The sequence below is a fragment of the Paracerasibacillus soli genome (assembly GCF_042432965.1).
Classification (GTDB): Bacteria; Bacillota; Bacilli; order Bacillales; family Amphibacillaceae; genus Paracerasibacillus; species Paracerasibacillus soli.
Genome location: NZ_JBHLWL010000062.1, coordinates 26985 through 42958 on the forward strand (window position 1 = coordinate 26985; position 15974 = coordinate 42958).

At 34.6% G+C, this 15974-nt stretch carries 17 protein-coding genes; all 17 read right to left on the reverse strand.

All coding sequences use genetic code 11. The features are described from left to right. Nucleotides 1-583 precede the first annotated feature (583 nt). The 17 genes from ACFFIS_RS15610 to purH all read right to left on the reverse strand — a co-directional run bounded on the left by ACFFIS_RS15610 (nt 584) and on the right by purH (nt 15948). Nucleotides 584-1366, reverse strand: a complete 783-nt coding sequence (locus tag ACFFIS_RS15610; RefSeq protein ID WP_320381465.1) for a class I SAM-dependent methyltransferase — start codon at nt 1364-1366, stop codon at nt 584-586. Between the two features lie 264 nt (nt 1367-1630). Next, nucleotides 1631-1930 carry a hypothetical protein gene (locus ACFFIS_RS15615; protein WP_320381464.1) on the reverse strand — a complete coding sequence of 100 codons (300 nt, stop codon included), beginning with the start codon at nt 1928-1930 and terminating at the stop codon, nt 1631-1633. A gap of 308 nt (nt 1931-2238) precedes the next feature. After that, nucleotides 2239-2916: a VC0807 family protein gene (locus ACFFIS_RS15620; protein WP_320381463.1), complete on the reverse strand. Its 678-nt coding sequence runs from the start codon at nt 2914-2916 to the stop codon at nt 2239-2241. A 1175-nt stretch (nt 2917-4091) separates the two neighbouring features. After that, nucleotides 4092-5513: an MDR family MFS transporter gene (locus ACFFIS_RS15625; RefSeq protein ID WP_390188293.1), complete on the reverse strand. Its 1422-nt coding sequence runs from the start codon at nt 5511-5513 to the stop codon at nt 4092-4094. Nucleotides 5514-5587: 74 nt separating this feature from the next. Continuing rightward, nucleotides 5588-6166: a TetR/AcrR family transcriptional regulator gene (locus ACFFIS_RS15630; RefSeq protein WP_320381459.1), complete on the reverse strand. Its 579-nt coding sequence runs from the start codon at nt 6164-6166 to the stop codon at nt 5588-5590. Between the two features lie 307 nt (nt 6167-6473). After that, nucleotides 6474-6731 (reverse strand): hypothetical protein, encoded by a 258-nt coding sequence (locus ACFFIS_RS15635; protein ID WP_320381458.1) that lies wholly within the window; start codon nt 6729-6731, stop codon nt 6474-6476. Nucleotides 6732-6744: 13 nt separating this feature from the next. Continuing rightward, nucleotides 6745-7230 (reverse strand): NUDIX hydrolase, encoded by a 486-nt coding sequence (locus ACFFIS_RS15640; RefSeq protein ID WP_390188295.1) that lies wholly within the window; start codon nt 7228-7230, stop codon nt 6745-6747. A 94-nt stretch (nt 7231-7324) separates the two neighbouring features. Next, nucleotides 7325-7831 carry a DUF6141 family protein gene (locus tag ACFFIS_RS15645; protein WP_320381455.1) on the reverse strand — a complete coding sequence of 169 codons (507 nt, stop codon included), beginning with the start codon at nt 7829-7831 and terminating at the stop codon, nt 7325-7327. 50 nt (nt 7832-7881) lie between these two features. Continuing rightward, a complete protein-coding gene (locus ACFFIS_RS15650) occupies nt 7882-8217 on the reverse strand; it encodes an SdpI family protein (protein ID WP_320381454.1) in 336 nt (111 codons plus the stop codon). Between the two features lie 98 nt (nt 8218-8315). After that, entirely contained in the window at nt 8316-8714 is a 399-nt protein-coding gene (locus ACFFIS_RS15655; RefSeq protein WP_390188296.1) for a GyrI-like domain-containing protein, read from the reverse strand. A 147-nt stretch (nt 8715-8861) separates the two neighbouring features. Continuing rightward, the gene (locus ACFFIS_RS15660; RefSeq protein ID WP_390188298.1) at nt 8862-9347 is read right to left on the reverse strand and encodes a tetratricopeptide repeat protein; all 486 of its coding nucleotides are present in this window, start codon (nt 9345-9347) and stop codon (nt 8862-8864) included. Between the two features lie 94 nt (nt 9348-9441). Beyond that, nucleotides 9442-10512, reverse strand: coding sequence for a serine hydrolase (locus ACFFIS_RS15665; RefSeq protein WP_320381452.1), 1071 nt, complete (start codon nt 10510-10512; stop codon nt 9442-9444). An 11-nt stretch (nt 10513-10523) separates the two neighbouring features. Then, the gene (locus ACFFIS_RS15670) at nt 10524-11168 is read right to left on the reverse strand and encodes a hypothetical protein (protein WP_390188299.1); all 645 of its coding nucleotides are present in this window, start codon (nt 11166-11168) and stop codon (nt 10524-10526) included. A gap of 83 nt (nt 11169-11251) precedes the next feature. Beyond that, nucleotides 11252-11758 carry a DNA topology modulation protein gene (locus tag ACFFIS_RS15675; RefSeq protein WP_390188301.1) on the reverse strand — a complete coding sequence of 169 codons (507 nt, stop codon included), beginning with the start codon at nt 11756-11758 and terminating at the stop codon, nt 11252-11254. Nucleotides 11759-12329: 571 nt separating this feature from the next. Then, the gene (locus ACFFIS_RS15680; protein WP_320381450.1) at nt 12330-12896 is read right to left on the reverse strand and encodes a GNAT family N-acetyltransferase; all 567 of its coding nucleotides are present in this window, start codon (nt 12894-12896) and stop codon (nt 12330-12332) included. Nucleotides 12897-13090: 194 nt separating this feature from the next. Beyond that, nucleotides 13091-14347: a phosphoribosylamine--glycine ligase gene (gene purD / locus ACFFIS_RS15685; RefSeq protein WP_390188303.1), complete on the reverse strand. Its 1257-nt coding sequence runs from the start codon at nt 14345-14347 to the stop codon at nt 13091-13093. A 56-nt stretch (nt 14348-14403) separates the two neighbouring features. Further along, complete coding sequence (gene purH, locus ACFFIS_RS15690; protein WP_390188304.1) at nt 14404-15948, reverse strand: bifunctional phosphoribosylaminoimidazolecarboxamide formyltransferase/IMP cyclohydrolase; 1545 nt, start codon at nt 15946-15948, stop codon at nt 14404-14406. Nucleotides 15949-15974: the final 26 nt, after the last annotated feature.

Sequence of the window (15974 nt, forward strand, 5' to 3'; positions counted from 1 at the left end):
AAGTATGTTCACGAAATTTCCATCGTTAAAAAGTCAAATATCCTCTTATATGTACAACATAATTAGCATTTTTTCTATGTAAACAGCGCACTGTCATGCTATGTTTTATGCAGTTATGGTCATATACGATGAAAATTAGGCAACTCCTATTTCCATTTATCTCATTGCAACCTTCCTCTTGAACAAGATGTATATTGCTATATTAACATATTATGCTTTGTCACTGTGATGTAATGAAGAAAAAATGTGAATTTTTTTAGACATCTGGGGTCAGACCCCCTAAAGTAAATAGTAACCATTAGGAAACAGCTAGACATATCCAACCTTTCTTTCGCTCTTTTGTTTAAGTTCATCGATTCCTGTAACAAACATCATGCGTGTTAGAAAATGTATCATATATGGATGAAAAACAAAGTTCTTTGTATCAATCCATAAACCGTGAATACTACAGCGATTATGGGAAAAATAATACGTGAATATATTAACAACAAAACCTTCCACTTTTATTATTAAATTAATCAAAGTGGAAGGTAATCTATCAAGTATTGATTTTTCCCGATCCTGTTATTTTTCATACTGCTTCTTACACTCTTTTCATTTTAATAGCCTTTGTTGCAATAAAACTTTTTATATACTTATCTAACGGTCTATTTCCACCAAAATCATCTTCATAAAATCCTGTAATTACAAACCCAGCATCAATTTGCCCTTGAATTTGATCTTCTAAAGAATGACCAAATTCAATAGTATGATTCGCTTCTAAGTATTCCGCTATTTCTTTTTCGGTTAAGTAGTCTAGCGAGCAAGATGGAATCGTATTTTTAACAACCAAATTACCTTTTCTATCTTCTTCTTCATCAAAAATAAATAAAAGTGGATTTGTAAAACCCGAAATTAATATTCCATTATTTTTTAGTATTCTAGCTGCTTCTTGCCATACCGGTCTAACATCTTTAACAAATAAATTTGCTACAGGATGAACAATCATATCAAATTCTTCATCTTCAAAATGGGATAGGTCTGACATATTAGCCTGCACAGTTTTTATGTTTAGCCCATCTCTTTTTGCTACAAATTCATCTCTTTCTAATTGCTTGCTAGAAATATCTACGACTGTTACATGCGCCCCAGTTGAAGCTAAAACAGGCGCTTGCTGCCCACCACCAGAAGCTAGACATAACACTTTTAATCCCTTTAAAGATTTGGGAAACCACGCTTTCGGTACTGGCTTATTTGTTGTTATCGTAATATCCCATTCTCCACTTTTAGCCTTTTCTATTATTTCTTTTGATACTGCTTTTGTATAGACCACTCCTTCCTCCGCCTTCTTATCCCAAGCATTACTATTTTGTTTTACGATATCCATTATGTTTCTCCTTTGTCATTTACTATTTTTCTAGACATGGCACAAACCTAAAAACACCCAAGTACTACAAAAAACAGAAAAAGGCTGGGACATAAAGGGCCGACTCCTTCATCCAACTACTATAAATAGTAAAAACTCTTTTTTATACTACATATAGTCGTTGAGGGTCAGAACTATTGGTTTTGTCCCAGCCTAGTAAGTTGTATATGAATAAGTTCTTTTCATAAATTAAGAGTAAAAATGATACCGAGTAATTCAGAAGGTTTACTGAATTTCCGTTTCCCTTTTGGTGCATACAATGAATGACATTATATTCAGTATGATTGTTATTACCGCAAGTATTGTGGCAACCCATATTAATGTGCCAATAGTATCCATAATCGCAGCCCAATCTTCTATCTGCACTCTAGTATGAATTTCAAATAACTGCAAACACAACGATGCGATACAAGCACTCAAACTAAAAATGATAAATTTAACACATTTTTTAAGAGGGTATTTCATTGCGATTAAGGGAATAACCCAAGCAACAATCCCAAGTAATAGGCTTCCTACATTTAACATCTACATTCTCCTTTTTAGTTTTTAGGGATAGCATATCATATTTGTAATGGCTAACACCGTTACTCAGGAAAACACTATCACCTCTTACAATTCAACTCCAATATTAGTTGAGAGATTTGTTATACAATATAACTAATTGTAAACACAATTAAGTATTTTAAAAAAACCTTCTCTATTATAGAATCATAATATGGATCAGTCCATTTATTTCCTTAAAAATGTTTTTTCTTAAAAATAGCTTCTCTTACCATACCATCTGTTCTATTAGTGTCCAGAGTATCTTTTTACTTTCATTCGTCTCCATACATTTAAGTTGGTATAGATGTTTTTCTCTCCTGAGACTCATTCAATTGTGAATTTATAAAGTTTTGTATTGGCACTTTTGTATAAAAAAACATTCCCATAATCAGTACACCAAAAACCCACCCTACTATTTGTCTATAAATTAACATCTGGTCATAGCCATCTACACCATATTTATTCAGCAAATATGCCTTCAATCCTGCCATAAAAAGACCTCGAACAATAAATAACAGTTGAATCATTTGGAACCATTTAAAAATACCTCTCTCGTGAAATAACTTCTTACTGCTTTTACGTTCATATCCTTGTATATGAGCGAAATCCACTGCAAAATATAAAGCAAACGGGCGGCGTATAACGAAAGCGATTATATGAATAACAGTATAGAACAGTCCAAGATATACACTGTTCCATAGCATTAGTTCCGCAGATCCAGATAACAAATTTACCACTGTCCCCAAGAAAAGTGACGATATGATAAACAGTCCTGCAATATTAAATTGCCTTTCTTTAACAAATCGATAAACAGTATATAAAAATCCTGGAATCGTGGAAATTAACATTGCAGCATAATCTCCTAAAGGATTCCGACCAAATTTCCAAAGAACATAAGGAAAGGCTGCGTAGAAAATCAAGTCCAATATAATAAATTTATTACTAGGATTTTTCTGTCCTTGTCCCATCTAAAATTGCCTCGCTTTCCTTTTATTTTCCCTAACCATAGCTCTAAGCTCTTCCCCTTTGGAAATTGGAACATTTATGGCTAGCACCTCCATTTATATATTTGTTTGTTTCTCGTAACTTTTCCGTCTTCAAAGGCCATATAGAAAAGAAGATAATTTAACATTCAGTGTCGGGTTTTTCCGTATGTAAAAAAACGAAATCTTTGAAGGATCCCCCCTCAACCATTCTCCTACATACGGAAAAGAAGATAACAGATGATCCATTTCGTCAATCATGTTATCTCCCACCATTCAAGCACATCTTCTCCTTGACTCGCATAGAAATCTTGAATTTGATCTAAGCACTTGTCAAACTCCTCCGTAAAGTAAACCTATAAATTCCGACTATTATCTTTGTCCATACCTTAACGCCTTTCGTTCTTTTGCTGTATCGTGAACTTCCGAGGAGAATAATTTCTCCTCTACTACAAACATTGTTTAAGATTCATCTTCCATAGCATTTGCAATTTACTTTTTCACATTATTACTCAATACACCCCATTATACTTCACCTTAATTTAATTGCCTTAATTATACCACAATTCAATTTTATTTTGAGCACCTTCATTCATTTTAATCAATAAACTTTAATAATATTACTATAAAAGTCATGTCTCAATCTTCCTCTAAGATGCGCGTAGATTCTTGCTTTTTTCATGATCAAGAAGAACTTGAATCACTTCAAGCGAAGCGTCATTATCAACCTATGTATTGCATAGCTGTGACGTAATTAGTGTGGATGAATCATTTTTTCCGATACCAGCCCTATTGGAAATACGTTTTATAATATATCTTAGGGATTCCACATTCATACGCCTTTTCGGATTACATTCTGTAAACAAATAAACAGGGAGCAGTTTCTTCACGCCCTTCTATATACCTTTTCATCTAAATAGCACATCGTATATTAAAATAAACTTCTCTTTCCATATCACCTTTTCTGTGTACAATGGCAGATTCCCCTGTGAAATTAATATCTTCTCTATCCAACTTTGCAACCCCTCAAAATCCTACAACCTGTAATATATAAACTCAAACAGCCACCAAATGTTATTTTTAACAACATTCGTGGCTGTTTCATGTGCGCCCAAACTTTCATTTGGGAATGTATATTAGATTTGTTTTATATAAACTACTTAATCCTCTTCGACATGTACTCGCTTTACAAAGAATGATAAAATAAGTCCCATGACTGAAAGGCCAAGGATAAAGATGTACGCATACTTTGTTCCTTCTGCCATTAACTCACCAGCTGTAGCGTTCGGAAATTTCTCCATATGCAATGTTTGGCCATTTACCAATAATGTAATTGCCAACGCTGTTCCGATACCACCAGCAATTTGTTGTAATGTGCTCATGACTGCGGCGCCATCACCATATAATTTGCGTGGCAGCTGGTTTAGTCCGTTTGTTTGCGCAGGCATAATAATCATTGAAATACCAATGAAAAAGATGGTATGTGCCAAGATCACTTGCCAAATTGGTGTATCTGCTGAAATCGTTAAGACAAAAAGTAAGCTTGAAATAGCCGCTAAAAGATACCCAAGTGGCAAAAATTTCTTTGCCCCATATTTATCAAATAGCTTTCCTACAAAAGGAGAACAAATGGCATTCATTGCACTACCAGGCAAAAGAATCATCCCGGCTACCGTCGCACTAAATAGTAAAGATGTTTTTAGATACATGGGTAATAGAATGGCTGATGATAATATGAGGAGCATACCGCTGAATAATAACAGCGTTCCTAATGTAAACATAGGAAATTTGAACACTCTTAAGTTAATCATTGGTTGTTTCATTTTCATTTGACGAAAACTAAATAAGATAATAGATATGGCACCTACAAAAAAAGGAGCATATACCTCGACTGAACTAAACGACTTTTCTGCAATGTTACTTAAACTATAAATTAATCCGCCAAATCCAAGCGTGGATAACAGGATAGAAATCAAATCAATAGCAGGTCGTGTAATAGTTGATACATTATCAATCTTTTTTAACCCGATGATTACTAAAGCTACATAAAAGATTAGACTGATCCAGAAAATATAAGACCAGTTTAACGAATCAACAATAAGACCAGCCAAAACAGGACCAATTGCAGGTGCTGTTGTAATGACAAGTCCCATCAAACCCATTACAGCACCGCGTTTATATATCGGAAAGATGAGTAAAATAACATTCATCATTAATGGTAATATAATTCCCGTTCCAACGGCTTGGACTATACGCCCAACTAATAAAACTGCAAAACTAGGTGCTAATGCAGCTAAAATAGTTCCTAAAATAGAGAAGGTTAACGAACAGACTACTAATTGTTTTGTTGTAAACCATTGAATTAGTAGTGATGATACAGGTACAAGAATACCAATTGTTAATAGATATCCCGTAGTAATCCACTGGGCAGTCGTTGGTGATACACCAAAATCCGACATAATGTTAGTCAGTGCCATATTCAAAGCCGTCTCACTAAATAGACCGATAAATGCAGCAAACATTAGTACAGAGGCCATACCTTTAGGGCTACGTACTGGCACAACTTGAATTGATGAAGACATAAATTACTTCCTTCCTTTTAAAACAATTAATTAGACCGGTCTATATAATTTTCACAATAAATTAAGTCCCTTTTTTACTGAGACAGTAATAAAGGGATCATCTTGTTCACATTATGTAGTGGCTCACTCGATTTCTTTGTAAAACATAGCGTAACGCCCCCTTCAATTAAGGCACTAATTGTTTTACTAATTAAGCAAGCACAATCTTCGTTATAGCCACTCATTCTTAATTTATCGTAATAAAGATTTTCCCACATTGTAAAGGTTTCTTCACATGCCTGTCGTAAATTTTCATTGACAAATACAGTTTCCATAGCGAGCAATCCGAGCGGGACGTTTTTAAATTGTGTCCTTTTTTCCATGTCTCTAAATATTTCCGCAATATTTCCAATATGATATTGAAATGCTTTTATTGGGTCATTGTGAGTGGATAGATTTTCTTTAATAGCTGTTGAAATAGTCTTTGCAGATAAATGAATCGCTTCAATAGCTAATTGCTCCTTACCATCGGGGAAATGATAATATAAAGAGCCTTTAGGTGCGCCACTCACCTTAAGTATTTGACTTAACCCTGTAGCATGATAACCTTTTAAATGAAAAAGCAAGGTAGCTGCTTCTAAGATTTTCTCTCGTGATGTTTTTTTACTAGACATAGAACTTACCCCCATCACAATTATAACAATCGGTCTATATAATAATATAAGTATCTTTTTATGTTGTCAATATATTTTTTTAAATGCAATCTAGAGTTTAATAAACTGGCTTCACATGAGGGCTGGTGCACTGGTAACCTTCTTTGGAAATTCCAAGATGGGAGGTGACACCTATAATAAGCGTCCTAATGCTGATGGTTTCATTTGGCATGCTAATAGCGTTTATCATGTCCGATAAAAGTAAAAAATAATCCCTTAGTGATTTGAACAGACTTTGAGGGATTATTTTCCTTTTTGCTATTAAGTACTATTTTACTGAGTCGACGATTTTTTTTGCATCTATCAATGATAAACCATATTTCTCTCTTAATGATTTTATAGTCTTTACTTCTGTTGAACTTTTTAATATTTCTTTTGCTTCATTTTTCATATCGCCATATTCTTCAGTTTTCATTAAAAGTCTATAGTTTTCCTTTTTTAAAGCACTGTTTTGACGCATTAAACTAATACCCCAACCTAAAAGCAATAGCATAATTAGTAGTGAACTTATTTCCGACCACTGCATCTAAAAGACCTCCTCATAATTTTCTTTCAAATTTCAACTCAAACTGTGGCCTCGTTATATAATCCATATAATGGACACTTCCATTATAATCTAAATATACTTGATAGCGAGTACGTAGAACAGGAGCCGAAACCATATCTAGAACTTTCTCTTTACTAACCCAACGGCTATCTGAAGTTTCATCGGATGTTGCCAATTCCCCGCCTATAGGGTCACATACAAAATCAAACATAACTTTTGTCGGTACAATTTTTACACCACTATGTCCTTCATATGTTGCTGTATTAGAGAAAACCCCTACCAAATGGGATACTTTAACGTCAATTCCACTTTCCTCTTTTACTTCTCTAATTACTCCGTCAATTAGGTTTTCCCCAACTTCCACTTGGCCACCTGGAAATACCCAGTGACCTTCTCTACGGGTTTTTACTAATAATATTTCACCCTTGGTATTTTCTACAAAGCCTCCCGCGGCAACGATATGTACCGGCATTTGCATTATCTATCCCTCCACTTTTTCTTACTTACTAGACCGATCTGGTATGCTACTTATTCAATAAATTCGCCCGATTGATGAAAAACTCAGTTTCACACTATGACTCTCGTTTCATAGCCTTTAACAATTTATCTAGTCTTTGTGTGCCTACAACAACGGTATTACTTTTTAATTGTAGTTCTATTCCTTGTTTACCACTTATGTTGTATGCTACTTCTCCCTTGGCATTAAAACGTATACCCCAACCACCAAAACGCTTGAGCGAATTGTATACAACAGGCTTATAGCTAATTATGTCCTTATACAAAAATGATCTATAGTGAGTATGGAAGGGGGAAAAGCGTATATAAATACCATCTGTGCGGACTTCAATGATCAATTTGCACATGCGTAGTATAAACACTGGGAAGAAAATTCCAAAAGCTAGCCAAAGGATAATTAAGAGCATGTCTGGAGCAGGATTATCTCCCATCGGATCTTTAAAAATAATCTGCTTGATTGTGATATACCACATAAGTCCAGCAAGCAACAAGACTAATATCCATAACCATACTTGACGAAAATATTGTATTTCCCTAAAGATAACATCATCTTGTTTTCCCACTCAATTCCCCCTAACACGTTTTCGCTGCATGTTGATTCCGTTAAGACTAATTAGGCCAGTTCTTCTTTTTCTAGTTCTTCTAATTTTTTCTCTGTCATCATAAACATTGATAGTAAGAAAATAAACCATACGACTGATTGCAAAATCACATTTAATACTGAATCAGAAACAAAATTTATACCGAAACAAATAATAAGACCAAGTGGACTTCCATACAAAAGAAATTTCCCCGAAAACCCATTTCCCTTTTTCCACAACTCCTCATCAGATATGGAACGGGATGTCCTGTACCCATACCCTGTATCTTTATTTCTTGATGGGAAAAACTTCAAAATGCATCCTATCAGAAAAAATGAAACACCCAAAATTGCTGATAAAATCAACATAAGTTTCAACCTCCGTATATTTTTATGAGACAAGTCTGATTCCACTTAGCTTGGCTCCTATATTGGGCAATTCCTTTATCCCAAAAGAAATAAAACAACTATTCCTTAATAGCAATACTAATTTCAATGCCTCCGTCTGGATAATACTTTTCAAAATCATAAGTATAAGCTCTTTTTAATTGACCCACTTCTTCTTTTTCCCATATTTTAGTCCATGTATTAAAAACACCTTTTTCATCGTTAGTGTCAACGTTAAAAACCTCATATCTTGTATCGTTAGGAATGACGAGCTTAGTTTTATCTTTTCCTTCAACAGCAACACATAACGTATAATCTCCTCTATAATTAGATTCATATTCATGATACAAACCATATACAACTTCATTCTTCCCAGCTAAAACCGTTGATGCATTTTTCCACATGTCCGTAATCTTTTGCATAACAAGTTCATCATTGAAGTTATTTGTCCTTATCTTTTCAATAACTTTTAGTTCCATATCTATCCCTCCCCTTTTGCCGCACAATGCTGATGCCTATTAATGAAAATGTAGCTAATACTATTAAAATTAATAATTTAAAATTGCGACTATTCGTAACAGAATAGTATTCATAAAATAAAATCACATTTTACTTAAGTTCACGAACTACTCCCAAGTTTCATCTAGATGATTCAAATAGAAATGAATAGCGGTCTTATAACTTAGTATGTCATCATCGACTGTTGTATCTATTAAACATTTGAGTAATAACTCCATTGCTTGACGATGCTCATTCAAATTATATAAGGTCATCGAATAGAACGTTTGGATAGCCTTATTATTCGGGAATGATTCTATTCCTTTTTGAAATATACTTTTTGACTTTTTATATTCCCCTAAGGCTCTATACGTACTGCCTAACCCTAGTAAGGCACCTTCCAGCTCCTTCGGTGACAATCCCAATTTAATTGCCTTTTCGTAATAAGGTACTGCTTTCGTTTCTTCTCCTAATAAATCAAAACTCCAAGCGCAATGGTAGTTAATGGTCGCATGATTAGGAAACTGTTGTACGAGTTTCCTAAGCAATTCGTTAGACTCCCTATGATCACCATTTTTCCGTAAAGCAATAGCCTTTTCTAATTCTCTTTCCATTTTTACCCTCCACTTCTGGTAATTCACAGTCTGGCCCTATACTTTAATAAAAGCGCGTTTTCACATATAAATATTATGTTCGGTTGCAAATATTTTAGTTTGCCAATTCCTTTACCTTTTCTCTAAATACCATGTCTGTTGCAATACTTATCACAAAATCATTAAATATATTTCGTATCCAATATAATTCTCCACCTGTATCATCCTTCATAAATAGGGAGACAGATGTCGTCGTATTTTGAGATTCTTTGTAGAGAGCGGAAGTTAAAACAAACATGGTGGATCCACCTTTGTACCAGAGGTAATCATCACTATGACTCTTTATGTTCTTACCAAGCAAAATTTCACTAAATAATTCTTTTTCTCTTTTTGAAAGGAGTTCTCTACCTAATTTAAACATTAAATCAGCATACTGCCTTGTCGTTGAAGAGGGCATTTTATTTGTCAATAAAAGTTGTAATTTTTGATCCAACATGAAGGGTGCTTTTTTTACAAGGTGGTCAGTTTCATTTAACTTCATTTTTTCGAATAATTTATTTGATAATTCCTGATAAGACTGCATATCCATGACATTTAATTTAGCCTTAGCCGACTCTCGCTTATCCGATAAATATCCTGGCAGTAGAATAGTCGGTGTGAAATAAGCTATTTTATCATGTTTTAACTGAAGTGTTTTCAGACTTTTATTCATGATATCCAGCCCAACTCTATCGATTAGAAAATCCGTACAAGCGTTAGAGCTAAATTGCATCATTCCTTTAGCAATTTCTAGTAGAGATACTTCAGTAGAGTAATTGATTGATCTTTTCCAGTTAGGATGAGCATCCCCATCTGTATGTGGAATGTAAAATTTATCTAGTTCCTCTAACTTTACTTTATCAGTAATAGAAATCTTGTTATTCGTTACACACTTAACAAAATTAAATGCTATTATTACTTTTAATGTACTTGCCAATGGATATTTCTTATCCGAGTTAATAGAAAGTACTTCTTCTCCATTTTCTTTTAAAGTAATAGATATTTTATCTTTATTGCTTTTAAAGTAACGTAACAAATCGTACTTATCTTTTTTCATATTATGCTTATAAACGGCAATTCCTATCAAAACAACTGCAATAACTAATATCAATAATACTGCGATACTACCAATAACAATTATTTTCACTTTTTATCTCCTTAAAATAAACATGCAAAGGCTTCAACATCATCTCTTAAATGCTTTCTATCATTGTGAATGACATTATTATAATCTATTTCTAGAAAATACATAGCTTTGCTCCAGATATCGTAGAAAAAGGGGACGAATTCAAGCTCTTTAAAAACATACACTGCAATTTGTCTCTCGTTATTACGGTAAGCTTCAAAAATCCGATGATTCCCATTAATACAATAAGGTTTATTTCCAGTTAAATACTGACTTTGAAGTGCCATTACGGGGTTCTTATGATTGGTTTTTATCTTGCTTGTATCTTTATTTATATTTCCTTCATCAACAGCGTTTATTATGTCAACAGGATCAAAAATCTCCCTATTAATATGTTTTTCTCTTATATATGAAGTTGCACCATCTATGTCTAAAGCGTATTCAAAAATACCTATTGGAAACTCTGCGTACAAAGAAAATGTTTCTTGTCCTATCGGGTGTATTACTGGATAAACCTCATGTATAAGCGTATCATCGATAATCTTTTTCCACTTAAGTGCAACTTTTCCCCCATAGTCCGACTTATTTTCCATCTCATTTACACGAAGGATTAAATGCTCCAGGGGGTTAAACTTTGGTGATTCCTTTTCATAATAAGCAATTTTACTTTCATTCATTTTCATACACCTTTCTACTATAAAAAAATAGGGCTGCTCTTCATTCAAAAAATAGCGCCCGTTTATTGCATATGCTACAAAAATCAATATAGACTTTCCAAAAATCCACGAATTTGTCTAGGCGATTTTAAAATAATAATTTGTTTTTCATTAGATAACAGCTCTAGCTTTTTTAGGATTTCCGGTCTTTTTTCTTTCGGATAATTCCATATCCATTTTAAAAAGCCGAGATCGATTCTTTCTTCACAACCTTCCCCCATGTCTGGTCTCGTTTGATTCCTATACTTCACCATTCTTTTCAAAGCGCGATAAACACAAATTGCTCTGTGAATATCAAGGAAGATTATTGTATCTGCCGCATGAAGTCTTATATCCATCGTTCCACCGTAATTTCCATCAATGATCCATGCCTCATTTTTTACTAACTCATTTTGAATCTCTATTTGTTCATTCCTTGGAAGGCCTACCCAATTCGGCTGCCAAAATAGTGCATCTAAGTGATATACGTTTAGTCCCAGCTTGGCCCCTAATTGTCTTGCCAATGTTGATTTTCCCGCTCCACCAGAACCAATTAGGATAATTTTTTTCATAAACCCCTGCCTTTCTCTTATCATCTCGCCTTTATATAAAAAAGCACTAATAAACTATCCCTCCAATTACAGGAAGCTAAAATGAAGTTTACTAGGGGTCTACGTGCAAGCTATACATTCAAATAATTAGATATATTATATACTATTGTTATTTGGTATACAATTCAATTTCCGTGTTTATAAAGCGTAAAATATATATTTCATCCTTCTTGCATTCTGTTCATTTTAAAATGCAATTGGTATTAATCTCCATGATTATTCCGTTCTATACGCATACGAAAGATTAAAAATATAAAGATGAGAGTTTGGTCAATGAGAGGGAGCGCACTTCTCCTACTAGTTGTTTCCTTATAAGGGCATCATTGTATTTTTGGGATTGGTACATTTTTTAGGTGTATTTTAAAAGTCAAAAAACTTCATTGATAAGTTGGAGAAAAATATAAAATCCTTACTACATTTATTGTATTAAGGATTTTTTGGTTGTTTAATATCTGTTCAGTTACATTAGTTAGTATGCAAGATAAATGTTTCATACTTAATAAAATAAAACACGGATATTCAATATTTATAACTACATTGTATCTGTTTCTATATCATAAGGATTGATGATGCCGTAATAAATGAAGTCTTCATATTTTCCATCTTTTACTACATGATCTTTCAATAAGCCTTCTTGAACCATGCCTATTTTTTGCATAATTCTTCCTGACGCAGGGTTCGACTTGAAATAGCGTGCGAATACTTTATGTAATTTTTTCTCCTTAAAAGCAAAGTCTATCATTGCCTTTGCAGCTTCTGTTCCGTAACCCCTTCCCCAATATGCTTCACCAATCCAATACGCAATTTCTCCGTTATTAAATTTTTGATGGTTAGATAATGAAATAGCACCATATAGATTTCCGCTGATTCTATCTGTAATTGCAAATTCATATGAACGATCTTCATTGAAGTTTTTCTCGTGGTTTTCCATCCATACTAAGGCGTCGTTTAAAGCATATGGGTATGGTAAGTAAAGTGTACTTTTATAGATTTTAAAATTATTACATAATACTTGAATAGTTTCTGCGTCATTTTTTTCGAAAAGCCTCAAATATAATCTATCCGTATGAATTGTCTTGTTCAATGCATCATACTTCATCCTATGTCCCTCCCATTCCATCGTGTTTTATTTATTTCAAAAATTATATCCCATTGCAACTATTTGTCAATAGGATATATCAATTTTGTTGTCTTGTTATATATACTAAAATAGGGATACGAAACATATTGTCATTCGCATCCCCACATCGCCCATTTTTGTATTTGGTTTGGTCCCTGTTAAAAATCTAATTACTATAAGACTGGATATAACAATCCGCCTATATCTCTCCGATAAAATATATCTTCACTAACTTCAGTTTGTTCCATACTTTGATAGACCTTTTCTGAAGCTTCCATCATAGTCTTACCAGTACTGCCTACTAGCATAATGCGTCCACCTGCAGATACCATCTTTTCATTAAGTGCATCTACCCCTGCGTAAACAGTAAAAATATTCCCTTTAAATTGTGGTAATAAAATATCCTTTTTATATGTTTCTGTTGGATATCCTGAGGCTGCTAAAACTACACCAACGCAATATTCATCGCGCCAGTTTAATTGTGGATTTTTTCCTTTTTGTACATCTATCATTACTTGCAATAAGTCATTTTTTAGTAAGGGCAATACAACTTGTGTTTCAGGATCTCCAAATCGCGTATTAAACTCGATAACTTTCGGCCCTTCAGCTGTCATCATCATACCTGCGTACAGGATTCCAGTGAACGGATGTCCCTCCTGCACCATTTTTGTCGCAGTTTTCTGTATCACTTCCTTTGTTACAAATGAAACTATATCGTCCGTAATATCTGCAACAGGTGCGTAGGCCCCCATTCCACCTGTGTTAGGTCCTTTATCATAATCAAACGCTCTTTTGTGATCTCTAGCTGGCACCATTGGAAATACGTTGTCACGATGTACAAAAGCCATTAGCGTAAATTCTGTACCTTCCATAAATTCTTCTATGACAATTGTTTCGCCTGCATCACCAAATTTCTTATTTACGAGCATTGCATCGACGGCAGCAAATGCTTCCCCTTCAGTTTGCGCGACAACGACGCCTTTACCCGCAGCTAATCCGTCAGCTTTAATGACGATTGGTGCACCTTTTTCTTTTATATACTCACGTGCGGCTTCAATATCTGTGAATGTTTCATATGCCGCTGTTGGTATATGGTGTCTTTTCATAAATGCTTTTGCAAACTCTTTACTACTTTCTAGAAGTGCCGCTTCTTTTGTTGGTGCAAAAATAGTTAGGTTATTTTCTATAAAACGATTCGCAATACCAAGTTGTAACGGGTTTTCTGGACCTACAATTGTATAATCAATCTTATTTTCTATTGCAAATGCTAGTAAACCATCAATATCTTGCTCGTCAATTGGTACATGCACCGCTTCTTTCATTCCAACATTTCCAGGTGCGACAAATAAATCACGAATGCTTTTACTTTCTGCTAGCTTTTTTACAATACTATGTTCCCGTCCACCACGTCCGACAACGAATACTTTCATCAATTTGTCCCCTTTATTGTTTTCTAATTATAAAACTACATGTTGGTTCACAAAGATTAATGTCTAAAATGCCGCCTATTTGTAAATACCATCGCAATGCCATGCAAATTACATAAATCAATAGAATCTTGGTCACGTTTTGAGCCACCCGGCTGAATAATTGCCTTTATCCCTGCCTTCGCTGCCGCCTCAACCGTATCTGGCATCGGAAAAAACGCATCAGAGGCCATCACAGCTCCTTCTGCTTTGTCTCCAGCTTGATTAATGGCAATTTTAGCCGCCCCTACACGGTTCATTTGGCCTGCTCCAATTCCAATTGTTTGCCCATCTTTTGCAAGCACAATAGCATTTGATTTCACATATTTCACTGCCTTCCAAGCAAAGCGCAAGTCAGACCATTCTTCTTCCGTAGGCTTTCGTTCAGTTGGATAAGTCCACTCTTCACGATTTAGTGGGAATTGATCTTTTTGTTGCACAAGTAATAAACCGTTCGTACTATTCAAATTGAATTGCGACTGAATTTGTAGGACAGATTGATGCTTATCTCGTAAAGCAAGTAAACGAAGGTTTCTTTTCTTCTGTAAAATTTCTAGTGCCTCAGTTGAAAAGCTAGGTGCAATGATGATTTCTAGAAAAATACTTTGAAGTTTTTTTGCTAGTGCTTCGCTTACTTCTCTATTTACCGCAACAATGCCTCCAAAGATGGAGGTCGTATCACCTTCATACGCTCTTGCAAAAGCTGTCTCAATCGTATCTGCAATCCCTATTCCACAAGGGTTCATATGTTTTACTGCAACAGCAGCTGGTTCTTCATATGTCTGTAATATTTCTAGGCATGCATTCGCATCTTGAATATTGTTATATGACATTTCTTTTCCATGAAGTTGTGTTGCTGAAGCTAAGCCTTTACTTGTAATAATTGGTTCACGGTAAAGGGCAGCTTGTTGATGCGGATTTTCTCCATATCGTAAAGTTTGGGCTTTTTCATATGTAACTGTATATGTTTCCGGAAACGGATTATTCGTGATTTCGGAAAAGTACTGGGCAATTAAGGCATCATAATGTGCAGTATGTCGAAATACCTTCGCTGCTAAATGAAGACGCGTTTCAGCGTTAAGTTCATTTTTCTCTAATGTTTGAACAACCATACTATAGTCTTCGGGATCTACGACAACCGCTACATCTACATAGTTTTTTGCTGCTGCCCGCAACATCGTTGGGCCACCAATGTCAATTTGCTCCATAATTTCATCATGTGTCGCATTAATTTGTTCCAAAGTCTGTTTAAATGGATACAAATTTACAGCAACGAGATCAATATATGTAATCCCATGTTGTTGGAGTTCATTGTGATGCGTTGGTTGATGACGTTTTGCTAAAATACCGCCATGAACATGCGGATGGAGCGTTTTCACTCGGCCATTTAAAATTTCTGGAAAACTAGTAATCTCGTCAACTGCAATAACAGGAATCCCCGCTTCTTCTAAAGCTCTTAGCGTCCCACCAGTTGAAATAATTTCATAATTTAATTGTATTAAGGATTTGGCAAAATCAACAATTCCCGTTTTATCAGAAACACTTAATAGTGCACGTTTTTTCAAATCAAACTCCCCCATCTGTTCATTTC